At 70.6% G+C, this 23,949-nt stretch carries 15 protein-coding genes and 1 pseudogene; 5 read left to right on the top strand and 11 right to left on the bottom strand.

What is annotated here, in order from left to right; all coding sequences use genetic code 11:
• Nucleotides 1–343 precede the first annotated feature (343 nt).
• Complete coding sequence (locus NUG20_RS21185) at nt 344–1,525, top strand: benzoate/H(+) symporter BenE family transporter (protein ID WP_263396328.1); 1,182 nt, start codon at nt 344–346, stop codon at nt 1,523–1,525.
• 19 nt (nt 1,526–1,544) lie between these two features.
• On the opposite strand, the gene bphP is transcribed toward NUG20_RS21185, so the two are convergent.
• The 5 genes from bphP to NUG20_RS21210 all read right to left on the bottom strand — a co-directional run bounded on the left by bphP (nt 1,545) and on the right by NUG20_RS21210 (nt 9,057).
• On the bottom strand, nt 1,545–3,449 hold the full coding sequence (bphP, locus tag NUG20_RS21190) for a bacteriophytochrome BphP (protein WP_263396329.1): 1,905 nt from the start codon (nt 3,447–3,449) through the stop codon (nt 1,545–1,547).
• Entirely contained in the window at nt 3,446–4,045 is a 600-nt protein-coding gene (locus NUG20_RS21195; protein WP_263396330.1) for a biliverdin-producing heme oxygenase, read from the bottom strand. Before NUG20_RS21195 ends, bphP begins: the two co-directional genes overlap by 4 nt.
• 182 nt (nt 4,046–4,227) lie before the next feature.
• Entirely contained in the window at nt 4,228–5,478 is a 1,251-nt protein-coding gene (locus tag NUG20_RS21200; protein ID WP_263396331.1) for a TCR/Tet family MFS transporter, read from the bottom strand.
• 776 nt (nt 5,479–6,254) lie between these two features.
• Nucleotides 6,255–8,486: a lytic murein transglycosylase gene (locus tag NUG20_RS21205; protein ID WP_263398570.1), complete on the bottom strand. Its 2,232-nt coding sequence runs from the start codon at nt 8,484–8,486 to the stop codon at nt 6,255–6,257.
• A gap of 178 nt (nt 8,487–8,664) precedes the next feature.
• The gene (locus NUG20_RS21210; RefSeq protein WP_263396332.1) at nt 8,665–9,057 is read right to left on the bottom strand and encodes a YchJ family metal-binding protein; all 393 of its coding nucleotides are present in this window, start codon (nt 9,055–9,057) and stop codon (nt 8,665–8,667) included.
• Nucleotides 9,058–9,155: 98 nt separating this feature from the next.
• Here NUG20_RS21210 and NUG20_RS21215 point away from each other — a divergent pair, with 98 nt between their 5' ends.
• On the top strand, nt 9,156–9,929 hold the full coding sequence (locus NUG20_RS21215) for a sulfite exporter TauE/SafE family protein (protein WP_263396333.1): 774 nt from the start codon (nt 9,156–9,158) through the stop codon (nt 9,927–9,929).
• A 129-nt stretch (nt 9,930–10,058) separates the two neighbouring features.
• Here NUG20_RS21215 and NUG20_RS21220 read toward each other — a convergent pair.
• The 6 genes and pseudogenes from NUG20_RS21220 to NUG20_RS21245 all read right to left on the bottom strand — a co-directional run.
• Nucleotides 10,059–13,727 (bottom strand): annotated as a pseudogene (locus tag NUG20_RS21220) (SbcC/MukB-like Walker B domain-containing protein); the annotation flags it as partial.
• A gap of 386 nt (nt 13,728–14,113) precedes the next feature.
• Nucleotides 14,114–14,803 carry a DUF4194 domain-containing protein gene (locus NUG20_RS21225; RefSeq protein WP_263396334.1) on the bottom strand — a complete coding sequence of 230 codons (690 nt, stop codon included), beginning with the start codon at nt 14,801–14,803 and terminating at the stop codon, nt 14,114–14,116.
• Complete coding sequence (locus NUG20_RS21230; RefSeq protein WP_263396335.1) at nt 14,790–16,259, bottom strand: DUF3375 domain-containing protein; 1,470 nt, start codon at nt 16,257–16,259, stop codon at nt 14,790–14,792. The genes NUG20_RS21225 and NUG20_RS21230 overlap by 14 nt, the downstream gene beginning before the upstream one ends.
• Nucleotides 16,260–16,293: 34 nt before the next feature.
• Entirely contained in the window at nt 16,294–16,899 is a 606-nt protein-coding gene (folE, locus tag NUG20_RS21235) for a GTP cyclohydrolase I FolE (RefSeq protein WP_263396336.1), read from the bottom strand.
• 722 nt (nt 16,900–17,621) lie between these two features.
• Nucleotides 17,622–18,176, bottom strand: coding sequence for a YdeI/OmpD-associated family protein (locus tag NUG20_RS21240; protein ID WP_263396337.1), 555 nt, complete (start codon nt 18,174–18,176; stop codon nt 17,622–17,624).
• Between the two features lie 166 nt (nt 18,177–18,342).
• Nucleotides 18,343–19,728 (bottom strand): MFS transporter, encoded by a 1,386-nt coding sequence (locus tag NUG20_RS21245; RefSeq protein ID WP_263396338.1) that lies wholly within the window; start codon nt 19,726–19,728, stop codon nt 18,343–18,345.
• A 572-nt stretch (nt 19,729–20,300) separates the two neighbouring features.
• Between NUG20_RS21245 and NUG20_RS21250 the strand changes: the two genes are divergently transcribed.
• From NUG20_RS21250 to NUG20_RS21260, 3 genes are all read left to right on the top strand, one after another.
• Nucleotides 20,301–21,272 carry an ATP-grasp fold amidoligase family protein gene (locus NUG20_RS21250; protein WP_263398571.1) on the top strand — a complete coding sequence of 324 codons (972 nt, stop codon included), beginning with the start codon at nt 20,301–20,303 and terminating at the stop codon, nt 21,270–21,272.
• A gap of 162 nt (nt 21,273–21,434) precedes the next feature.
• Nucleotides 21,435–22,607: an epoxide hydrolase family protein gene (locus NUG20_RS21255; RefSeq protein ID WP_263396339.1), complete on the top strand. Its 1,173-nt coding sequence runs from the start codon at nt 21,435–21,437 to the stop codon at nt 22,605–22,607.
• Between the two features lie 364 nt (nt 22,608–22,971).
• On the top strand, nt 22,972–23,862 hold the full coding sequence (locus tag NUG20_RS21260; protein ID WP_263396340.1) for a type II toxin-antitoxin system RelE/ParE family toxin: 891 nt from the start codon (nt 22,972–22,974) through the stop codon (nt 23,860–23,862).
• Nucleotides 23,863–23,949: the final 87 nt, after the last annotated feature.

Here is a 23,949-nt window from a genome sequence, read left to right on the forward strand (position 1 = left end):
GTGAAGGACCCTGAGGTCTTTCGCCGAAGCGAGCCGGCCATATTAGCCGTTTTTTTCACGCCGTCAACACCCGATGTTCGCTAGGTGTTTCCGGCCCCTTTCTGCCTCTGCCGAGCCGAAGATCGGCAGCTGCGTAGCGGGCCGCGCAGTCTACCGGGCCAGGAAAAAACGTCAACCGCTTTTTTTGCTGGCGGCCAGCGCGCCCTTGCAGGCGGAGGCACTGCCGCATCCTTACCAATAGATCGTGCGCGCGCACTCGCATGCGGCGACGGCCTCTCACGCCATTGCTGCCGTTGGCGGCCGCTTCGCCGAGAATGCGGGTTCTCCCCTGCAGGACCACGCAATGCCCTCCACTGCTGGACGCTCCCTATGGCGCGACGCCTCGCTGCCGGCGCTGGTCGCCGGTTTCGTCACCGTGCTGGTCGGCTTCGCCAGCTCGGCGGTGATCGTGTTCCAGGCCGCGCGCACGCTGGGCGCCTCGCAGGCGGAGATCGCCTCGTGGATGTGGGCGTTGGGGCTGGGCATGGGCATCACCTGCATCGGCCTGTCGCTGCGCTACCGGATGCCGGTGGTGACGGCTTGGTCCACGCCGGGCGCGGCGATGCTGATCAGCAGTGGCGGCGGCCTGCCGCTGTCCGATGCGATCGGCGCGTTCGTGCTGGCGGCGTTGCTCGGCACCGTCGCGGGATTCTCCGGCATCTTCGAGCGGATGATCCGGCGCATCCCGATATCGCTGGCCGCGGCGATGCTGGCCGGGGTGCTGCTGCGTTTCGGCCTGGACGTGTTCGTGGCGATGCAGAGCCGGCTGGGCATGGCGCTGGCGATGTTCGCGGTCTATCTGCTGGGGCGCCACGCGTTTCCGCGCTATGCGGTGATCGCGACGCTGGCGGTGGGCATCGCGATCGCCGCCGGCAGCGGCACGCTGCACCTGGAGACCGCGCAGTTGAGCCTGGCGCGACCGGTGTTCGTGTGGCCGACGCTGTCGTGGCAAGCGCTGTTCGGCATCGCCTTGCCGCTGTTCGTGGTGACGATGGCCTCGCAGAACCTGCCCGGCGTCGCGGTGATCCGCGCGTCCGGCTACGCGGTGCCGATCTCGCCGACGCTCGGCTGGATCGGCGTGGTCAATGTGCTGCTGGCGCCGTTCGGGGCCTATGGATTGAACATGGCGGCGATCACCGCGGCGATCTGCATGGGCCGCGAGGCGCAGGAGGATCCGCAGCGGCGCTACATGGCCGCGGTGTTCGCCGGCGTGTTCTATCTGCTGATCGGTTTGTTCGGCGCGACCGTGGCAGCGGTGTTCGCCGCCTTCCCGAAGGAGCTGGTGATGGCGATCGCCGGCATCGCACTGTTCGGCACCATCGGCAACAGCCTGGCGACGGCACTGAAGGACGAGGGCGAGCGCGAGCCGGCGTTGATCACCTTCCTGGTCACCGCCTCGGGGCTGTCGCTGTTCGGCATCGGCGCCGCGTTCTGGGGCCTGCTGGCCGGCGCGGCGACATCGCTGCTGTGGCGGCGCACGCGCTGAGCGCGCGCCGCCGCGTTCCTCAGCGCGGGTCGCGCAGCTGCAGCAGCCAATGCGTGGAGACGCCGGACGGGCTGGGCAGCGGTTCGAAATCGAACTGGCGATGGACCGGGGCGGCGGCTTCCACGCGCAGCGGCAAGGTCACGTAGGCGGCGCGCCCCTGCCGCAGCAAGGTGGCGATGCGCTGGATTTCGGCGGGCGCGGCGTTGCCGGCGTAGAGCTGGTCCAGTTCGCAGCCGATCAGTTCGGCGATCTCGCGCTGGTACAGCAGCGCGAAGGCCTCGTTGACGAACGCCAACCGGTTGGGCCGGCCCTCGCTGCCGCGTTCGATGATCGCCACAGGTTCGCGCAGCCGCGACAACGAGGCCTCCAGCAAGGCGAAATCCTGCTGGAAGCGCTTGCGCTCCATCAGCTCGATCAGCACCCGCAGGCTGCGCGCCGACTCCAGGCTCAGCGGCGACCACGGCCGCGCGCGGCCGCGCACGGTTTCCTGCCACAGGTCGAAGCTCTTGCGCGGCGACAGGCGCGAGTTGGGGATGTCCTGCAGCTTGGACAGCTGCGGATTGCCGGCCCAGTTGACCGTGCGCACCTGTTCGCGGCGGGTCCACAGCAGCGCGCTGCGCGCCTGCGGCATCAGCGGCACGAAAATGAAACCGGCCGCCAGCGGCGCCAGGTCGGCCAGGTCCGGGAAGGTCTCGCCGATCTGCTCGGTATGCAGCGCGCCGACCGCGTCGTGGCGCAGCGCTTCGTGGTGGCTGGCCTCGATCTGTTGGCGGATGCGGGCCAGGTCGGCGGCCGGCGGCACGGTGCCGTGGCGGCTGACGTGCTCGCCATGGAAGATCGCCACGCCGTCGGCATCGACCACGTCGAGCAGGTCCGAGGCCATCTCGTCGAGCATGCCCGCGGTCAGCGTGTCGGCCTCGTTGAAGTCGGTGATCAGCTTCTCGCGCACGGTCAGCAGCACCGACTCCACGCGCGCGCGCGCCACCGCGGTCAGCGCGCCGATGCGTCCGGCCAGGGCGCGGCTGACCGCGTCGGTGACGTCGCGCATCTCGTGGTTGCAGAAGTACGGGCGGTAGTGATGACAGGCGATCAGCCCCCACAGCGCGTCGTTGACCACGATCGAGGCCACCAGCGTGGCGGTGACGCCCATGTTCGCCAGATATTCCAGGTGCACCGGGGAGACGCTGCGCAGGCTGACGTCGCTCAGGTCCACCGGCGCGTGCAGGCGCGGGTGCAGGGTCGGCTGGATCGGCGCGGGCACGTAGCCGACGTCGGCGATCTGGCGCACGCGGTTGCGCAGGTACAGCGTGCGCGCCTGCGTGGGAATGTCGCTGGCCGGGTAGTGCAGGCCGAGAAAGGACTCCAGTTCCGGCGCGCGCGCCTCGGCCACGATGTCGCCGTTCCACTCGTCGTCGAAGCGGTAGATCATCACCCGGTCGTAGCCGATCAGCGTGCGCAGGCTCTTGGCCGCGCGCTGGCAGGCGTCGTCGATGCTGTTGTCGGTCTCCAGCCGGCGCAGCAACGGCAACGCGTCGCGCAGGCTGGCGTCGGCCAGCGGCGCATCGCGCGGCTCCAGCTCCAGCAGCCATTGCTCCGGGTACAGGTGCCAGGCGCCGACCCAGCGCTGCCGTGGTGGTGTGGCGCGGCACGGGAAGCCGACGTCGACGTAGGCGAGCTGGGTGCGCTCGGCGGCGTCCGTCGACAGCGGCGGGTCCTGCAGCGCCAGCAACGCGTCGTAGGGCTGCCCGAGCAGGTCCGCCAGCGGCATGCCGAGCAGGTCGGCGGCGGTGCTGCTGGCCTGCACGATGCGGCCGTCGCTCGGCTCGATCACCAGCAGCACGCCGTGCGGCTGGATCGATCCGGGAATGTGGATCGGCTCGCGGGCGCAGGCTTCCATGTCCAGGGGCGCGACGGTGTCGCTCATGCAGCGGTCTCCAGGGCGAAGTGGGTGTGGAAGTGCGCGAACATCGCGCGTGCGCCGTCGACCGCGGCCTGCTGCAGGGCCGTTGTCGGCAAGGCCTGCTCCAGACGCTGCTGGAACCGCCGCCAGCTGGCCGGATCGGCATGGCCGAGTTCGAAGTAGGCCAGCGCCGGCGCGACCTCGCCCAGCGTCTGCCGCAACCGCCGGGCGATCACCCGCCCGCCCAGGCGCGAGCCTTCGACCACGTAGAGCATGCCCCAGCGGCTGCCGGCCTCGGCCGCCGGCGGCGCGGGCGACGGTGGTGGCGGCGGCGCCTGCAGCGCGGCAAGATCCTGCGCCAGCAGCGGACTGCGCGGCTGGTAGCGCCAGTGGGCATCGCCGCTGGCGTGCAGCCACGCCGATTCGCGCTGCTCCCAGCCGGCCAGCGCCGCATGATGGCGGCGCAACACCTGGACGTAGTCGCGCACGGACAGGCGGCCGCTCATCAAGGTGCGCATCATCGGCAGCTGTTCGACGGCCTCATGCTGGCCTGCGGTGGCCTCGCGCAGCAGGCGCGAGGCAGGGAGGGCGGCGGCGGTGCCGTCGGGAGGCGACATCATGGAGGCAGGCTGTCTACAGCAGCCGGGCAGGCGGCGACGGCGAAGAGGCCGCACAGCGTAACAACCGGGGCCGTGCGGTGCCAGGCGATGCGGCGGCGATGCCCAGGTCCGTGCCGCCGCAAGCTGAGCAATTCATGCGCCGGCGACGCGGACGCGCGATGGCGTCGTGCGTTTCGGCGGCACTAAACGGCAGCGCCAGCGCGTTCGGGCAGGCGCGCCCGGCGCCAGGCCACCACCCAGCCGGCCGCCAGCAACAACGCGGCCAGCAACCACGGCGCACCGGGCAGATGCGCGGGCGCGTGCTTGCCGATGAACAGTGCGAACACCCACGCGTACAGCAGCGGCCCGACGATGCCGGCCAGGCTGACCAGGCTCATCAGCGCGCCCTGCACGCGGCCTTGCGCATCGGCGCCGACGTGGCGGGTGACGATGGCCTGCGCCGACGGCGCGGCCACCGCCCACAGCGCGCTGACCGGCACCCCGAGCAGGAACATCGCGCCGCTGCCGGCGACGCTGTAGATCGCGAAGCCGGCCACGCCGCAGCCCAGCCCGAACAGCAGCGCGCCGCGTTCGCCGAGCCGGCGCACCAGGCGCGCGACCAGCAGCGCATTGACCACGATGCTGCACACCCCGACCAGTGCCAGCACCCAGCTGACCTGCTTCGGCCCCCACTGGTACTGGTACTCGGCGAACAGCACGAAGATGCTCGGATACACGTAGTGCGCCAGGTTGGCCAGGAAGATCACCGCGGCCAGCGCGAACACCTGCGGGTAGCTGCGCAGCAGCCGCAACGCGCCGAACGGATTGGCGTGCTTCCAGTCCAGGCGCGGCGTACGCCGCTCCGGCGCCAGCGATTCGGGCAGCACCCACAGGCCGTAGAGGAAGTTGAGCAGGGCCAGCGCCGCGGCGAACCAGAACGGCGCGCGCAGGTGGTAGCTGCCGAGCCAGCCTCCGAGCAGCGGCCCGATCACGAAGCCGAGCCCGAACGCGGCGCCGATCATGCCGTAGGCCTGGGCGCGTTTGTCCGGCGCGGTGATGTCGGCGATGTAGGCGTTGGCGGTGGTGAAGCTGGCCGAGAACACGCCCGACACCACCCGCGCCAGCAGCAACAGCGGCAGGCTCTGCGCCAGCGCCATCACCACGAAGTCCACGCCCAGGCCCAGGCACGAGGCCAGGATCACCGGGCGCCGGCCATAGCGGTCGGACAGCGCGCCCTGCAGCGGCGAGCTGACGAACTGCAGCGCGGCGAACAGGAATCCGAACCAGCCGACCCACTTGGCGGCCGCGGCGAAATCGCCGCCGGTGAAGCCGCGCACCAGCCCGGGCAGCACCGGGATGATGACGCCGAAGGCCAGCACGTCGATCAGCAGGGTGATGAAGATGAAAACCAGCGCGGCGCGGCGCGTGCGCGCGGCAGGGGGCGAGGAATGCACGGCATGGTCTCCCGACGGACGCGGCAGTGTAATCGGCCGGCGCGATTGCAGGTGGGGCTGGGCATGTGGCTGCGCGAAAGGTGGCGGCTGCGACCGGGATACGGGCGGCGGCCCCCGCGCCAGGGCCTTGGATCGGCGCTAATGACAAAGGTCACAGTGACCCGGACGGCGTCCGCCGTCGGTGTCGCGCCCCGCAGGAGCATGCGTGCGAAGCATGCGATTGCGGAGGGAAGTTCGGTCCCGACACCTTGTCGGTAGACCGCGTGGGGACTGAAGTCCCTCCCACAGATGGGTCGAGGCGGCCGAATGCCTGGTCGATGAAACGTTGGGGTCGACGGCCAGGACCGCCGAAGCAATGGCTCGACGCGCCGTCTGCGGGAGCGTCTTTGCGAAGGGTGCGAGCGCGGCGGTGAGATTCGGTCCCTGCGGTAGCGCGCGTCGGGACTGAAGTCCCTCCCACAGGTGGGTCGAAGCGACCTGCAGATGCCTGGTCGATAAAGCGGTTGGGCCGATGGCCTGAAACCGCCGAAGCCTCTGCCTAGAGGCGCCGCCCGCAGAGCATTTTTAAGAAGGGTGCGAGCGCGGCGGCGAAGGTGGGTCCCGAAGCATTTCCGGTACAGCGCGTCGGGACTGAAGTCCCTCCCACAGGGAAGCCGGTCGGCCTTCGGACGGGTCGATTCCCGCTGGCGCCGACCGATGACGCGGTTGCGGCTGATGGCCCGGGGCCACCGCCGCCACTATCTATCCGGCGCGAACGCTCGCCGCAGCGCGCGCCGTCAGAGCGGCGCCACCGCGATGGTCTGCTGCAGCACGTGCTGCGCGCCCGGGGCCAGGTCAATCACCTCGGGGCCGGCGTTGGCCGCTTCCAGGCAGACGAACTGGCGCCAGTGGGCGCCGACGTCGGCCATCTTCTGCGCGCCGGCTTCGCCCGGGTTCCAGGCCACCAGGGTGCGGCTGCCGGCGGTGGCGATCTGGATGCGGCGCTGCAGGCCCGGGTCGAGCAGCGTGTAGCGGCCGCCGGCGCCGGTGTAGATGCGGTCGCTGCGACCGGGATCGCGCGGGTCGTGCAGGCTCCAGTCGCCGTGCTGGCGGTGCGGCGTGGCGTAGCCTTCGAACTTGTCCAGGTAGTCGAGTCCGTCCAGACCCTGCACGCGCACCTGAGTGGCGTCGGCGACATGGAAATAGTTGTGCAGCGCCTGGGTGAAGCGCGCCGGCTCGGGGCCGACGTTGTCGGTGATCAGGCGCTGCTCCAGGGTCGTGCCGATGCGCAGTTGCATGCGCAGGCGCAGCGGCAGGTCGTCGAAGTCCGGCGGCGCCAGGGTCAGCACGATGCTGCCGTCGGCCTCGCGGCGCGCGTCCTGCAGCTGCCACGGCACGGTGCGCACGAAACCGTGCGCCGGCACGTCGTCGGATTGTCCCTGGCGGCCGAAGTACGGCCAGCATACCGGGGTGCCGCCGCGGATCGGGGTGGGCGTGGGCTGCGCGCTCGGCGACAGCCACATCACCTCGGTGCCGCCCTTGGGCACGAACGACAGCAGCTGACCGCCGAACAGGCTAATCGCGGCGGTGGAGTGCGGGGTTTCCACCAGCAGCGAGGGATAGCCGTGGAAATCGCCTGTGCTCAGGCCGGGAATCTCGGACATGGGATGGATGCTCCGTGGCGCGGGGGATTGGACGAAGGCCGGGTAGCGCGCCGGCATGCGGAAGGCGGTAGCCGGCTTGCCGCCGAACGGCGTGGAGGGTGCGGGCGCGGGTGACGGCACGGGCGGCGCGGCGGCGGGAGCGCCGGGCGCCTCGCGGCGCAACGCATCGAGGATGCGCTGCCCGGCGCGGCCGTCGGCCGGTTGCAGGCCCAGACGTTGCTGCTCGGCCTGGATCGCGCGGCGGCTGACGCTGCCGATCATGCCGTCGGCCTGGCCGATGGCGTGGCCGCGCGCCAGCAGCAGGGTCTGCAGTTCGCGCCGCTCGGGCCGGCCCAGACCGGGATCGTCGGTGGGCCAGGCGGTGGCCAGGCCGGGCTTGCCGCGCAGCTGATCGGACAGCAGCGCGATCGCCAGCGCATAGCTTTCGGCGGCGTTGTAGGCGTAGATCGCGTCGTAGTTGCGGAACACCAGGAACGCGGGGCCTTTGCTGCCGGCCGGGATCAGCACCGCGGCCGGCGTCTGCGGCGCCAGCGCGGGCAGCTCAAGCGCGCTGCCGTCGACGGCGGTCAGGCCGCGCGCGCGCCAGTCGGACAACGCACGGCGCTGGGTGCGCCCGGCCAGGCCCGGATCGAAGCCGGCCGGCAGCTTCACCTCCACGCCCCACGGCTGTCCGCTCTGCCAGCCGGCCAGCTTCAGGTAGTTGGCGGTGGAGGCCAAGGCATCGGGAATGCTGGCGACCAAGTCGCGGCGGCCATCGCCATCGCCGTCGACGGCGACGCGGGCATAGGTGCTGGGCATGAACTGGGTATGCCCGAAGGCGCCGGCCCAGGAGCCAGTCAGGCCGTCGGGCTGCAGGTCGCCGGCCTGCAGCAGCTTCAGCAGCGCGAACAGTTCGCCGCGGAAGAACGGCTGGCGGCGGCCGTTGCACGACAGGGTCAGCAGCGACACCAGCAGCGGGCGCTTGCCGGAGACGCGGCCGTAGTCGCTCTCTACGCCCCACACCGCGACCACGGTCTCCGCGTCCACGCCGTACTGCTGCGCCACCCGCGCGATCAGGTCGCGGTGCGTGGCCAGCATCGCGCGGCCGTCGGCGACGCGCTGCGTGTCCACCAGCCCGGCCAGATAGTCCCAGATCGGCGTGGTGAATTCGGGTTGCGCGTCGAGCAGCGGCAGCACGCTCATGTCCGGCTGCACGCCGGCGGTGAAGCGGTCGAACGCGGCGGCGGTCACGCCGGTCTTGGCGGCGGCGCCGCGCAGCGTGGACAGGCAGCCGACGAAGGCGGGGTCCGGCGCCAGCGGCGGCGCGGGCAGGGTCTGCGCGGCGGCGCAGGGCGCGGCCAGCAGCAAGGCCCAGGCGAAACGCATCATCGAAACTTCCTCGCCGACGGCAGACTGCGCATCATAAACAACCGCGGCGGGCGCGCCGCTCACAGCGGCTGGCTCGGGTCTGCGAGCGTGGGCTAGAACGCACGCGGCTGCATCGCCCGATGATCCCGGCAACGCGCGTCGTCCGCGCGACAAGCCGCAGTGCGTTGGCCGGCAGTCAGTCCAACGCGTCCAGGTAATACCAGCGGCCGTCCTCGCGCACGAAGCGGCTGTGTTCGGTCATGCGCACCGCGCTGCCGCCGCCGATGCGATAGCGCGCCAGGAACGCGACCTCGGCCGTGTCGGTGCCGGTAGTGGCGACCCTTTGCACAGTCAGGCCAAGCCAGGTGGTCTGCGTGTCCAGCGCCAGCTCGGCCGGGCGCGTGGACGGGTGCCAGCTGGCGCGCAGGTAGTCGGCGTCGCGGCGCACGTAGGCGCTGTAGCGCGACCGCATCAGCGATTCGGCATCGGGCGCGGCGGCACCGGTATGGTAGGGCCCGCAGCACTGCGCGTACTCGCGCGGGCGGCCGCAGGGGCAGGGATCGGCGAGGCGGGGGGCGGACGGAGGCATGCGCCGATTGTGCCGGCAGCGGCGGCGCGGCGCACGCCGACGCTGCCGTGCGCGCCCGCCCCGGCTATGCTTGCGCGCCCCCCGCCCGGAGCGCCGCCTTGCTGGAGCTGATCCCGACCGAACTGCCGTGGCTGCTGTGCATCGCCTTCGTCGCCGGGCTGGTGGACGCGGCGGTGGGCGGCGGCGGCCTGATCCAGTTGCCGGGGCTGTTCGCGACGCTGCCGCAGCAAGCACCGGCGGTGCTGCTGGGCACCAACAAGTTCAGCGCGATGGCCGGCACCGGCGCGTCGGCCTGGCGCTATGCGCGCAACGTGCGCTTCCCGTGGCGGCCGGTGCTGTACGCCACGGCGGCGGCGTTCGCGTTCTCCTTCCTTGGCGCCACCGCGGTCAGCCTGTTGCCGAAACAGGCGGTGCGGCCGCTGATCCTGATCCTGCTGATCGCGATGCTGGCCTATACGCTGGTCAAGAAGGACTTCGGCGCGTTGCACCGGCCACGCCAGATCGGTCGCCGCGAACTGGCCATCGCGCTGGCGATGGGCGCGGCGATCGGCTTCTACGACGGCTTCTTCGGGCCCGGCACCGGCAGCTTCCTGATCTTCCTGTTCATCCGCTTCTTCGGCCTGGACTTCCTGCGCGCCTCGGCCGCCTCCAAGGTGGTCAACCTGGCCACCAACCTGGCCGCGCTGTGCTTCTTCGTGCCCAGCGGACAGGTGCTGCTGGCGGTGGCGGTGCCGATGGCCGCGGCCAACGTCGTTGGCGCGGTGGCCGGCACGCGGCTGGCGCTGCGCGGCGGCACGCCGCTGATCCGGCAATTGTTCCTGGTGCTGGTGGTGGTGCTGATCGGCAAGATGGGCTGGGACCTGCTGCGCTGAGCGCGGCGCCCCTTGCCGCGAGACGCCTTGCGTACAGGGCTACTTGCGCTTGGCGGCGCTGCGCGCGGTAGTCGCTTTAGTCGCCTTGCGCGATGTCGCCGCCGCGGCCGTCTTGTTCGGCTTGCCTGGCGCCGGCTTGGCAGCGGCACGTGCGGCGGCGGGTCGCTCGGCCCGCTTTGCAGACGGCGCGCGGGCGGTCTTCGCTGCCGCGGTGGGCTTGGCCTTGGCTGATGCCTTCTTCGCTGCCGCGCGTGGCGCTGCGGTGGCGGGCTTGGCCGGCCCGGATGCACGCTTGCGCGGTGCCGGCGCGGCCGGCGCGCTTGGCGTGGCGTCCTCGGTCGCGAGCGGCTCGCCGCCCGCCATGGCCGCCGCCGGCGCATCGGTGGCGGCGACCATCGCCGCGTCACGCGCCGGCGTATCGTCGCTGCGCGAGCGCTCCGGCAGCTTGAGTCGATGCGCCTGTTCGTCGTACTCGATCAGCAGCACGCCGGAATTGTGGCGGCCGCTGATCTCGACGAAGCAGGCGCCGCCGATGAACGGCTCCAGCGTCATCACCGATTTGAGCGGCGTGGCCACCACCATCTGGAAACCGAAATTCTCGAAGATGTTCATCGCCAGCGCGGTGAACTCGTTGTCGGCCTTGTCGAAGGCTTCGTCCAGCACCACCGCGCAGTAGCGCGGCAGCTCGCCGTCCTCGCCGCCGAGCTGGTAGCGCAGCGCCGCGGCCAGGCAGGTGGTGGCCAGCTTCTGCCGCTGCCCGCCGGACTTGCCGGCGCCGCTGCGGTAGATCTCGACCTGGGCGCGGGTCTGCGCATCCAGCTCCACGCCGATGAATTCCACGTGCAGGCGCACGTCCAGCACCTGCTCGCGCCAGCGCCGCAGTTCCGGCTCCTGCGCGCCGAGCCGGGCGACCAGTTCGCGCAACGTGGCGAACTGCGCTTCGGCCAGCGCGCGGTCCTCGGTCTGCTGGTGCGACAACACCGCACGCAGTTGCTGCTGGAATTCGTGCACCTCGGCCAGGCGGCGATCGCCGACCTCGATGGTGAGGATGGTGCCGCGGTTGAACGGCACCTGTTCCAGGCTGGCGTTGACCTCGTCCATGCGTTGCTTGATGCCCTTGTGCGCCTCGGCGGTATGCCGCTGCAGCGCGAGCAGGTTGTTCTTGCTCTGGGTCTGCAGCAACTCGAAGAAGCGGCCTTCGTGGCGCGGCAGGCCGTCGCTCTCCAGCCGCTCCAGGCGCGCGAGGAAATCGTCGGCGCTGGCCAGGCTGACGGTGAAGTCGCCGCTATCCTCCGGCCATTGCTGGCAGTACCTGCGGAAGCACTCCAGCAGCTGCGCGCTGAGCCTGCTGTCGCGGCCCTGACTGTCGGCCAGTTGCTCGGCCAGGCCGCGTTCGACTACGCGGAAGTGCGCTTCCAGATTGTCCAGCGACAACGGCGCCAGCTCGGCCAGGCGCTGCCGCAGGCCTTGCAGCTGGGTGGGCGTGAGCGATGCGGCGGCGCCGCGTCCGGCGCAGGTCTCGCGCTGCGTCTCCAGCCGGCTGCGCTCGCGCGCCAGCTGCGCGCGTTCCAGGCGCACGTCCTCGTAGGTGCGCTTGGCCTGGTCGCGACGCGCGCGCGCGGTGTCGATCGCCTGGCCCAGCGCGCGCAGGCCGCTGTCGCCTTCGCGCAGCTGGGTGAGTTGTTCCTCGATGTCGCTCAGGCGCTGCAGCTTGGGCCCGACGTCGATCTCGTCCCAGGAGCGCTCCACCAGCGTGTGCGCGGCGAGCTGCCGTTCCTGGTCCTGCTCGCGCCGCTTGCGCAACGCGGCCACGTCGGCCTCGCAGTCGGCGATGCGCTGCGCCAGGGTCTGGCCCTCGCGCTCGTAGAGCTTGAGCTTGTCGCGGTTGTCGTAGCCGAGCAGCCAGCGCTTGCGGTCGCCGACGGCGTGGCGATCGTCCTTCTCGTAGCGGTCGCCCGGATGCTTGACCTGGCCTTCGCGGGTGATCGCGCGGTCGGCGTTGCGCAGCGCCGCGGCGCTGTCGACGCAGGCGTAGTCGAAGCGGCGCGCCAGCTCGTTGCGCAGCCAGTCGGCGAAGGCGTGTTCGCGCAGCTGCAGCTTGCCCGGCAGCGACTGCGGCTCGGGGTCGCGCGGATGCAGCGCATCGTTGCGGCGCACCCGGTAGTACACCAGGCGCGTGCCCAGGTGGGTGCGGTTGACCCAGTCGCTGACCTGCGCGTAGTGGCGCTCGTCCACCAGCAGCGATTGCGCGAAGCCCTGCAGCACGCGTTCGATCGCGCCGCGCCAGGCGGCCTGGTCGTCGCGCACCTGCAGCAGCTCGCCGACGAACGGCAGCGCCGCTTCGCTCAGGCCGGTGTCCTCGCACAGCCGCGCGCGCAGCGCCTGCATCGGCGCCGGGATGCTCGACGGCGCGCGTTTCAGCGCCTCGATCTCGGCGCGGATCTCGGCGAAACGGCGCTCATCATCGCGGCGCGCGGCCATGCGCTCGGCGATCGCCTCGTCCAGCGAACTGGCCTGTTCGCGGTTGCCGTCCAGCAACCCGCGCGCATGCGCGACCTGCTCGGCGAAGCCGCTGGCCCCGGCGGCCAGCGCGGTGCCGAGCTGGCGACAGGCCTGTTCGATTTGCGTCCGGCGGCGCAGCCGCTCGTCGCGCTCGCGTTCGACCCGGGCGCGTTCGCGCTCCAGCGCCTCGACCTGCTCGCCGCCGGCCGCGCGCTGCTCGCGCTCCAGTTCGGCCAGTTTCTGCTCGTGGTTGTCCAGCGACTCGCGGCGCTGGCCTTCCTCGCCGGCCAGGCCGCGGTCCTGGGTGTCCAGTTCCTGCAGGCGCGCATCGAGCAGCGCCACGCGCTGCTGCTCGCGATAGCCGTCCACGCCCAGCTGCAGTTCGCGCAATTCGCCGACGCTGTGGCGCAGCGCCATCAGCGCCGCGTGGTGTTCGCGCGCCGGACTCAGCGTTTCCACCTGGCGGCGCGCGGTGACCACCGCGTGGTGCGCGCCGTCGAGTTCGGCGAAGTCCTCCACCAGCCGGTCGGCGGCCTCGAACGTGCGCGGCTCGTCGAGCATGAAGCCGCGCAGGAAGGCGTTGAGGTCGCCCAGGTTCTTCGCCGACTGGGTCTTGTGCAGCAGCCGCAGCGCCATCTCGTTGCCGATGCCGAGCAGGTGGCGGAAGCGCTCGGCATAGCCGGCGAAGCCGTCGAAGTGGGCCACGTCCTCGCCCAGCCGCGCCTTGAGCTTGCGCAGGTCCAGGTCGAAGCCGTCGAGTTCGCGCGCCACGTCGAACGGGCGCTGCGCGACCATGTAGTGGCGACGCACGTCGGCGGCGGCGTTGCCGCTGCCGGCGATCCAGAACAGGCGCACCAGGCTGACCGCTTCGCCGTGCGCGTTGCGGTATTCCAGCGCCAGCGCCGACCAGGTCGCGCCCTTGCGCAGGTATTGCGTGGCGATCTCGCCAGATGCGCTGTCCTGTTGGTCGGCCCACGCGCCGCGCACGTACGACACCAGGCTGCGGTCGCGCCCGCTGCGCTCGGCCTCGCGCGCGGCGGCGTTGAAGTCGACGATGCTCGGCGGCGTCAGCAGCGCCGACATCGCATCGAGCAGCGTCGACTTGCCCGAGCCGGAGCGGCCGACGAACAGGAAGCCCTTCTCCGCGATCGGCACCTCGGTCAGGCCGTTGAACGTTCCCCAGTTGTGCACCTGCAAGCGGCGCATACGGAACTGCTGCGCCCGCTGCTCGGCGAGCGCATCGGCGAACAGCGATTGGCCCGGCTGCGCCGGCAGGAGGTTGGACTGGGAATTCATGGCTCACTCACCAAAACAGGACGACGGGGAACGCACAGACGGGTCATCACCAACGTTTGAAGCGGGTTTTCCAGGTGTTGCAGGGGGCGCGGGGGCGTTGTGGCGCGATGGGGTGGACTGTCACGCGGGCTGTGGACCTGCCGCGCTCGGAAGGCGCGAGGACAGTCGCCTTCTTTCTCGCACACGCAAGAACAAGATGACTTGTGCTCGCGACGGCGGGGGTAAAAGCCCGTGCTCCACTGCACTCTTCAAACACCACCACACACCGTACCCTCATCCGCCCTCCGGGCACCTTCTCCCGGGGGGAGAAGGGAACGGCTGGCGGCCTCTCCTTCTTGCGCGGGCGACGTTTCCCCGAAAGGTGGCATGGCGCCGGGGGAGAAGGATCATTCCGCTGCTGCCTCCCCCACGCGCAGCTCGCGATACGCCTGCGCCAGTGCCTGCACGTCCTCGGCCGAGAACAGCAGCTTCAGCACCGGCGACACCTCGTAGCGGTCCTCGCTGCCGCGCAGGCGCGACAACAGCTGGTTCTCGCGCATCTTGCCGATCGCGGTCATCACCCGCCGCGCGAACCCGGCGCGGTCGGTGGACACGTTCTTCTCGTACACCGACAGCGCTTCGAGCAGTTGCGCCTCGTCCACCACCGCGCGCTCGCCGCGGGTGTCGGCCTCGGCCAGGCGCTGGCGCAGGAACAGCAGCAGCACCGACTCGATGAAGGTCAGCGGCGCGCTGCGCAGCAGCGTCGGCGCCTCCAGTTCGGCGGTGTCGGCCTGTCGGGTGAACGCCACCCCGCCCTCGCGGTCCAGCACCAGTTCCAGGAACAGCTCGCACAGCACGCGGCGGATCGCCGGCTCGTGGCGCAGCAACGCCGGCCACAGCGGCCCGTGCCGTTGCGCGTCCACGCTCGGCCCGGCCAGCAGCTGGCACAGCGCGCGGCGCGCGTCGAACGGCAGCGTGCCGGTATCGCCGAGGAACAGCGGACCCTCGCCGTGCGGCGCGCCTGCCGCTGCCGGCACGTCGGCGTCGCCGCTGCCGCCTGGGTCGGCGTCCAGGCGTCCATCGTCAGACCAGTTCATTGCGTTTCTCCCGGGTGAACCACACCAGCGGAATGCGCGCACGCCGGAGCGTGCCGTCGCCGCCTTCCCACTGCACCGTTTCCAGTTCGCCGTCGATCACCACGCCGTGGCGGGTGCCGAGCGACAGATAGCCGATGACGCTGCCCAGGCCCTGCGCCGCCGGGCGCTGCTGCAGCGCATCGCCGATGGTGAGCCGCGGCTGTTGGCCGAGCAGCTCGTGCAGGTCGCGGCGCAGCGCGCGCACGTCGATCTCCGACTGCGCGACCAGGTCGCCGACGCTGTCCAGCGAAATCTCCGCCGCGTCGGCGGCATGCACGCGGCCGTCGACCTGGGCCAGGCGCGGATCGTGCAAGCGCCACTGCGACAGCGAGCGCAGGCGGCTGCCGCTCAGCGCCAGCGTGTAGCCGGTCGCGGCAGCGGCGTGCAGGCTGTCGCGCAGCTGCAGCGCCTCGCCCTGGGCCTGCTTGAGCAGCTGGTTGAGGCGGCGCTGCTCCAGGTAGCCGCGACTCTGCACGAAGCCGCGCAGGCTGCGCGCGAAGTGCTGCATCACCGTGTGCACTTCGCCGCCGCGCTCGAGCAGGGTGCCGGTGAGTCCGCGCAGGAACGCACGCTCGCGGCGGTCGAGCCGGCGCGCGAAACCGCGCGCGAGCAGCGCGTCCAAGGCCTGGTCGAGCTGGCCGCTCTGCTGCGCATCGTTGAGCAGGTTCCAGAACGCCTGGAAGCTGCGCCCGGCCTCGCTGTCGGCGATCACGTCCACGCCGTCGAACAGCTGCTGCAGCACGTCGCCGCGCGCGCCTTCGTCGTCGATGATGCGCTCGCGGAATTCGCGGTTGAGCCGCTCGAAGTCGTCGCGGACGCGGTGGAAATCCTCGGCCAGCTCGTCGGACAGGTGGATCAGGTCGCGCGCGCGTTCCAGCGCACGCTTGCCGTCGAGCGCGGCGACGCGGCCCGCGGCCACCCGCTCGATCTCCGCATCGATGCGGTCGCGCTCGGCGCGCAGCGCGGCCAGGCGCGCGTCCGGATCGGATTCGGTCTGCCCGGCCAGCTGCACCAGTTGCTGGATCACCAGCGACAGCCGGCTCTCGGTGGCGTTGCTGGCGCTCTCGCGCAGCCCGGCGATGAAGCGGATCGCCTGCGCGGCCGCGCGCGACAGCTCGTACTCCTCCTCGGCCGCGCCTTCGGGCAGGCGCCGTTCCAGCCAGCCCTGGGCCAACCAATGGGCGAGATAGGCCTGCGCGGTGCGCGGCAGTTCGCGCGAGAGCTGGTCCGCGCGCAGCGCGTCGAGCTGGCGCTGCAGGCGCTCGTGCAGCACCGCCGACGGCAGCCGGCGTTCGCCGTCCAGCAGCAGCGTCTGCAGCAGGCCGATCAGTTCCGGCGCGTGGTCGGCGGCCAGCAGCTTCCACAGCGGCCGCTCGCGCAGCAGGCGATAGCCGGCGATCCGTTCGTGTTGCTTCATGCCCGCCGCGACCGCCGCCCCCGCCACCGCTGGCTCAACGCTTGCCGCTGCCGTCGATGAAGCGCAGGAATTCGGCGCGGGTGCGCGCGTCCTCGCGGAAGGTGCCGAGCATCTTCGAGGTGACCATGCTGACGCCGCGCTTGTGGATGCCGCGGGTGGTCATGCACTCGTGCGCGCCTTCCACCACCACGCCCACGCCCAGCGGCTGCAGCACGTCCTGGATGCACTGCGCGATCTGCGCGGTCATCTTCTCCTGCACCTGGAAGCGCCGCGCATAGGCCTCGACCACGCGCGCCAGCTTGCTGATGCCCACCACCTTGCCGCGCGGCAGGTAGCCGACGTGGACCTTGCCGATGATCGGCGCCATGTGGTGCTCGCAATGGCTTTCGTATTCGATGTCGCGCAGCACGATAAGCTCGTCGTAGCCGGCCACTTCCTCGAAGGTGCGCAGCAGGTACTCGCGCGGGTCGGCCTGATAGCCGCTGAACCAGTCGCCGTAGGCCTCGGCCACGCGCCGCGGCGTGTCCAGCAGGCCCTCGCGGTCAGGATCCTCGCCGGCCCAGCGCAGCAGCGTGCGCACGGCGGCTTCGGCCTGGTCCTGGGTGACGGGGGAGTCGGGGGTCTTCTTGGAGTCGGCCATGAGCGAAAACGCCCGTGAGGGGGGCTGCATGGTACCCGAGTCGCCTGGGCGTCGCCGAACGCGGCGGCGGGGAGTGCCGCGGTCGAGGATGCGGTCGCGGCTGAAGCCGCTCCTACAGTGCACCCGGCCGGCCTTCCGCAAGCCCTCTGTAGGAGCTACTTCAGTGGCGACGAGGGAAGCCGCGGGCCTGATGATCGGTCGCGTCGGGGCTGAAGCCCCTCCCACAGTGCACCCGGCCGGCCTTCCGCAAGCCCTCTGTGGGAGCCACTTCAGTCGCGACGAGCGAAGCCGCGGGACTGATGATCGGGTCGCGTCGGGGCTGAAGCCCCTCCCACAGTGCACCCAGCCGGCCTTCCGCAAGCCTCTGTGGGAGCGACTTCAGTCGCGACGAGCGAAGCCGCGGGACTGATGATCGGTCGCGTCGGGGCTGAAGCCCCTCCCACAGTGCACCCGGCCGGCCTTCCGCAGCCGCTGTGGGAGCGACTTCAGTCACGACGAGTGGAGCCGCCGGTCGATGACGCCGGGAACAGGTCGCGGCTGAAGCCGCTCCTACAGTGCACCGGGCCGACCGATCGCAACTCCCTGTAGGAGCGGCTTCAGCCGCGACGGGCGCAGCGGCGAGGCTTCAGGCGACGGAGACGGTCGGGGCTGAAGTTCGAAGGCGGTCGCAAGACTTCCCGCAGTGCACGACAGCCGCGGCCAGCCAGGCCACGCGCGCCTCGCTAGTCGGCCGCTTCCGGCGCGGCGAGCGCCTTGCTGTAGATGCCCGAGCGGTCGAAGCAGCAGGCGCGGCGCTTGCCGGAGGCGAGCATGTCGCAGGCGGTGGCGATGCGCTTGGTCCGCGTCTCGGCCTTCTTGCCCGAGGTGATCCAGAAGATCCAGTCGCGCCGCGCCACCGCGGTGAGGTCGTCCCATTGCGCACGCGCCGCCGGATGGGCGGCCAGGGCCTGGCGCAGGTCGGGCGGCACCGCCGGTTCCGGTTCCACCGCCACCGGCGCGATCTCCAGCGCGACCGTATCGCCCACCGCGACCCCGGCGGCCTGCTGCAGGGCCTCGTCCACTTTGAGCCAATGGCTGCCCTGCCCGTCGGGCGCCAGCGTGGCCTGGAACGGATGGCCGGCGAGCGTGCCGTCCACGGTCACCATGCCGCGCGCCGGCAGTTTCGCGCTCGCCTGCGCCGGCAGCAGCAGGAATGCCCAGGGCGCACCCGGCGGCGTCGCCGGCCGCAGCAGCTTCGTCTCAAAGCGGATCGTGGCGGTGACGGTGACCTTGCTCATGCCATGACGATAGCACCGGCGGACTCGGTGGTTGGCCGCGTGGCGTCGAGGCCTCGGGCAGCCCGGTCAGCCCGCCAAGGACACGACCACCGGGCACCGGCCAGGCGGCCTCGGCCTACCTGGAAGCGGGACGGGCGTGGCCTGGCCACGCCCGCCCGGCGCCCCGTCAGCTGCGAGCGGCTCGCGCCAGCTTGTGCTCGTGCATCGCGCGCTCGTCGTCCAGCCAATTCGCGCCCTTGTTGGTCAGGAAGAACATGTAGACCACCAGCGACACCGCGATCACCGCCGTGGCGTACCAGACGAAGGTGGTCACGTGGCCGGTCTTCAACGAGGCCTGGTACAGCAGCGGTGCGGTGCCGCCGAAGGCCGAGTTCGCCAGCGCATAGCCCAGGCCCACGCCCAGCGCGCGGATGTGGGTGGGGAACAGTTCGGCCTTCACCACCGCGTTGATCGAGGTGTAGCCGGTCAGGATCACGAAGCCGCCGGTCAGGATCGCGAACGCGGCCAGCCAGTCGGTCTGCTTGGGCAATTCCAGCACCAGGAACCAGGTGTAGAGCACGCCGCCGATGCCGAAGAACACCAGCAGGGTCTTGCGCCCGACGATGTCCGACAGCCAGCCGCCGACCGGCTGCATCAGCATCAGCACGGTCAGCGCGACCAGGTTGATGATGGTGCCGGCCATCACGTCGTTGCCGGCGAACGCGGTCTGGATCATCTTCGGCCCGGTCACCGAGTAGGTGTAGAAGGCGATGGTGCCGCCCGCGGTGACCAGGAAGCACAGCAGCAGCGGCCGCCACTGGCGCACGAACAGCTCATGCAGCGAGCCGGCCGAGCGGGCGCCGCCTTTCTTGGCCTCGGCGATGGCGTCGGAACCCAGCGACTCGTCCATCGTGCGGCGCAGCCAGAACACCACCAGCGCGCCGATACCGCCCAGGCCGAAGGCCAGGCGCCAGCCCCACTCGGACACCCAGCCCTTGTCGAAGAAATGCAGCATCACCAGCAACGTGGCCTGCGCCAGCACGTGGCCACCGACCAGGGTGACGTAGTGGAACGAGGACAGGAAACCGCGCCGACCCGGGATCGCCGCTTCGGACATGTAGGTGGCGCTGGTGCCGTACTCGCCGCCGGTGGCGAAGCCCTGCAGCAACCGCGCCAGCAACAGCACGATCGGCGCGGCGATGCCGATCGTCGCCACGGTCGGGGTGACCGCGATGACGAACGAGCATAGCGCCATCAGCGACACCGAGATGGTCAGCGCCAGCCGGCGGCCGTAGCGGTCGGCGAAGCGGCCGAAGTACCACGCGCCGATCGGCCGCATCAGGAAGGTCATGGCGAAGATCGCCCACACGAACATCGTCGCGTTCTTGTCCTCCTTGGAGAAGAACTGCGATTCGAAATAGGTGGCGAAGACCGAATAGACGTAGACGTCGTACCACTCGACCAGGTTGCCGGCCGAGCCCTTGAGCGTGTTGGACACCGAGCGGCGAAGGCTGCCGGGAGCGGCGCCGGAACCGGAACCGGAGACGACCGTGGGCGTTGGGGATGCGCTCATGCGGTGGGACCTGCAGGGTGGACAAGCCTGGGAGTATAGGCAGCGTGCGTATGGGTCATGTCGCGGCGGCCGGCCCGCCGCGGCGGAATCGGCTGATGTTGCTGCCGCTGCAGCGATGCGCTCCGTACGCAGCAGGGTCCGTCCGTGCGGCGCAGCGGTTGGCGCTCCAGGCCGCCAGCGCAGGCGCATCCCCGCGTGCGCGATCGCTTGCAACGCGGGCACAACCGACGTTCCACGTCGGGCAGTTCGCGGGGCGCTACGACCTCCAGATCACGGCTCCCAACTCCCGGCCAGCGCCGCGAACACGGCCAGCCCGCGGAGCGCGAACAAGGCACTCCCTGAACAGGTAAAGCAGCATCCGAGGCCGCTGACAACCGTCCGGACGGCCCGCGCCTGCAAGGGACTGGGACAGACAGCCAATTCAGGCAGCTGACCGCACTCAGAATCGCGCCATTTCACTTCGTCCATGTGACGAATATCATATTTTCCTCTCCTTTTCGCGACGGAGTCGGCATATGGATAGTGACGTGGCCGCATTTACGGACAAATCGGGATTCCAGCTCACCGGGCCGCTGACGGCGCTTCCCAGGCGGCCGCTCGGCCTCAAGCGCAAGCTCAGGCGCACCGCCCACGTGTTCGTCACCCGACTGCCGTGGCGCTGGCAGGAACGCCTCTACTTCCTCGATACCTTCGGCCGCTGGCCGAACCTGTACGCGCCGGTCTGCTTCAATGAGAAAGTGCTGTACCGCAAGTCGGTGTACGGCGACCACGAAACCTACCGACGGCTGACCGACAAGATCGCCGTGCGCGACTACGTCGCCGCCCGCATCGGCGCTCGCTACCTGATCCCGCTGCTGTTCAGCACCACCGATCCCACCTCGCTGCTGACCTTCCCGCGCTGGGTGCACACCGTCATCAAGCCCAACCATGGCGCGGGCATGGTGGAGGTACTGCTCGACGAGCCGGACGACCGCCGCAAACAGGCCCTGCTCGACAGCTGCTCGCGCTGGCTGCAGACCGACTACTCCAAGGTGGTGCGCGAGATCCACTACCGCGGCATCCCGCCGTGCATCCTGGTGGAGCAGTACATCGGCGACGGCACCCAGGCACCGGTGGACTACAAGTTCCACATGTTCAAGCAGCCCGACGGTAGCTTCCAGTACGTCCTGCAGGTGATCTACAACCGCTCGCAGCCGCCGCTGGCGATGACCTTCTTCGTCAACAACCTGGACGAACCGCACCACCGCATCCGCGACGCGGGGCAGGCGCCGCCGTGCGGGCAGGCGCTGCTGCAGGAGGCGCTGGAACTGAGCAAGACCCTCGCCGTCGACTTCGATTACGTACGCGTGGACTGGTACATCCAGGAGGGCCGGATCTATTTCGGCGAACTCACCTTCACCCCGGGTGCGGGGCTGGTGACCGGATTGGATCGCGGGCTGGACCGGATCATGGGCGACATGTGGGTACAGCCGCGCGCGCCGGAGAAACCGGCATTCTCCGCGCCCTGGCGCAAACCGGTCATGGCCATCGGCCCGAACCAGTAGCGCGAAGGCCGACACGTCCGTTGCGATCGCGCGACGTCGGCCCATCGGCCTGCGCAAGGCGCGTGAAAAGCGCATGGCGACAAGCCAAGAACCGGCGTCGACAGAGCCGATGCCAGCGGCGATTTGATCTAATGCCGTCGCAAGCATCGACAGGACACCCGCGTGACCTCTTTCGACCCCGCGATCCGCCCCTTCCGCATCGCCGTGCCGACCGAGCAGATCGAGGATTTGCAGCGCCGGCTACGCACAGCGCGCTGGCCGATGCCGCTGGACGATGCGGCGTGGGAGGACGGCACCAGCCTGGCCTTCCTGCGGCGGCTGGCCGAGCATTGGCAGCATCGTTTCTCGTGGCCGGAACAGGAAGCGCGGCTGAACCGGATGGCGCACTTCAGAACCGAGATCGACGGCTACGACCTGCACTTCGTCCACCAGCGCGGCCAGGGCCCGGCGCCGTTGCCGCTGCTGCTCACGCATGGCTGGCCGGGGTCGTTCGCCGAGTTCGAGCGGATCCTGCCGATGCTGACCGATCCCGAGCGGCATGGCGCTGCGGCCGAGGACGCGTTTGACGTGGTGGCGCCGTCGCTGCCGGGATTCGGCTTCTCCGCGGCGCCGCCACGGGCGGGAACCAGTTCGCGCACCGTCGCCCAGTTGTGGCGAACGCTGATGCAGCGGCTGGGTTATGCGCGCTTCGGCATACAGGGCGGCGACATCGGCGCCGGTGTCTGCACCTGGCTGGGCTATCTACATCCGCAGGACGTGGTCGGCCTGCATCTCAACTACATCCCCGGCAGCTACCGCCCGCCGCTCACCGCCGAAGACGACCCGCTGGCGCCCGAGGAGCAGGCATACCTCGATCGCGCGGCGGCGTTTTCCGCGGCCGAGGGCGCCTATGCCGCGCTGCAGGCCACCAAGCCGCAAACCCTGGCGTTCGCGCTGACCGACTCGCCGATCGGCCTTGCCGGCTGGATCGCCGAGAAGTTCCGCAGCTGGAGCGACTGCAACGGCGACCTGGAACGCGTGGTGCCGCTGGATACGCTGCTCACCGACATCTCGCTGTACTGGTTCGGCAACGCCATCGATGCGTCGCTGCGCATGTACAAGGAAAATCGCCTGGCGCCGCTGCACTTCGCGCACGGCGAGCGGGTGCTGCCGCCGCTCGGCTTCGCACGGTTTCCCAAGGAGCTGCCCACGCCGCCGCGCCGCTACGTGGAGCGCGTGTTTCGGGTGCAACGCTGGACGCAGATGTCCGCCGGCGGCCACTTCGCCGCACTGGAGCGTCCTGCCGAACTGGCCGAGGACATTCGTGCGTTCTTCCGTCCCTTGCGAGGACGCTGACCGCGCCAAGGCGCAACGGCCTGGTCGTGTGGCGATGTAGTCGAAGCAGACGCGCCACCGTCGCCGTCCTGGCAGCCGATCGAGATCCCGCCGCGAAGGCCAACCTGCGGTTCCAAGGCCAAACGCATCCGGGCCTGTCATTTGGCAGTGGAGATCGGCCATCCAGGCCGGTCGATGGCGCCGCGCCGTGCATACCTCGGCGCGGCCCGGCCGGACGATGGCGTCCCGCCAGCACTAACAGCGCCTAAGCGTGCTGCGACCCGACAAATGAACGGAGCCTCGCACGCGTTACGATGGCGCCCCCACCGGCCGCACCCTGCAGACCCCCCATGAAGGCCCGCACTCCCGACGCAGCCGCGGCGGCATGAGCAACGCGTCGCATCGCGCGGACCCCCGGGCCAAATCCTGGGGCGAACGCCTGGAGCCCTGGATTGCCGCGCTCGTCAGCGCCGTGCTGCACCTGCTGATGCTGCTGCTGTTGCTGCTGGCCGACCCGCCCACCATGACCACCCCGCAAGGCGCCGCCAGCGGCGGCCGGACCAAGGTGGATTTCATCGGCGCCACGCGCCAGCCGGTGCATCCGGCCAAGACGCCGCCCTCGCCCACCCCCGCGCAGAAACCAGTGGCGGCCAAGAAACGGCGCGCCACCTCGCCGGTGCAGTCCACGCTGGTCGCGCAGTCCGACCACCCCGTGCCGCCGCCCGATCCGGCCGCCACGGCCAGCACGCCGGCACCGCCTGCGCCCACGCCCGCCGAGCAGCCGGCGCCGCCGCAGTCGGACCCCGCCGCGCAGCAGCAGGCCCAGGCCGCCGCCAGCGCACCCGAACCGACCCAGCGCCGCGAGACCTGGACCGGGCGACCGCCGGGCGCCATCGACCAGGACCTCGGCCCCAACGAAGCGGGGCTGGTCCGCGACGGCGGCGGCCGCGGCGGCCGTCGTGGCGACCCCAGCGACGCCGGCCCCAGCATGGAACTGGGCGGCTACCTGGTCTATTACGACCTGCGCAGCGAAACCCTGCTGCGCGCCTGGATGGATCAGGGCATGAAGGAATTCTTCATCCTGCTGCCCGGCACCCAGTACCGCATGGCCTGCCCGCTGGAGATCGCGATGAAGCGCGGCTCCGGCAAGTGCCGCGCGCTGCCGCCGGATTCCCCAGAACTGAAAGCCATTGGCGACGCCCGCGAGGTCATCACCATGCTGCAGGTCTACAAGCAGGGCGAATTGGTGTGGCGCGGCCCGGGGCCGTACAAGTAAGCGGCCAGCAATCCTCCCGGAGAGGAGTTGGGAAAGGGCCCGGCGGGACCGGCAAAAGCCCCTCTCCCTCCGGGAGAGGGGTTGGGG

The organism is Xanthomonas sp. CFBP 8443 (assembly GCF_025666195.1).
Classification (GTDB): Bacteria; Pseudomonadota; Gammaproteobacteria; order Xanthomonadales; family Xanthomonadaceae; genus Xanthomonas_A.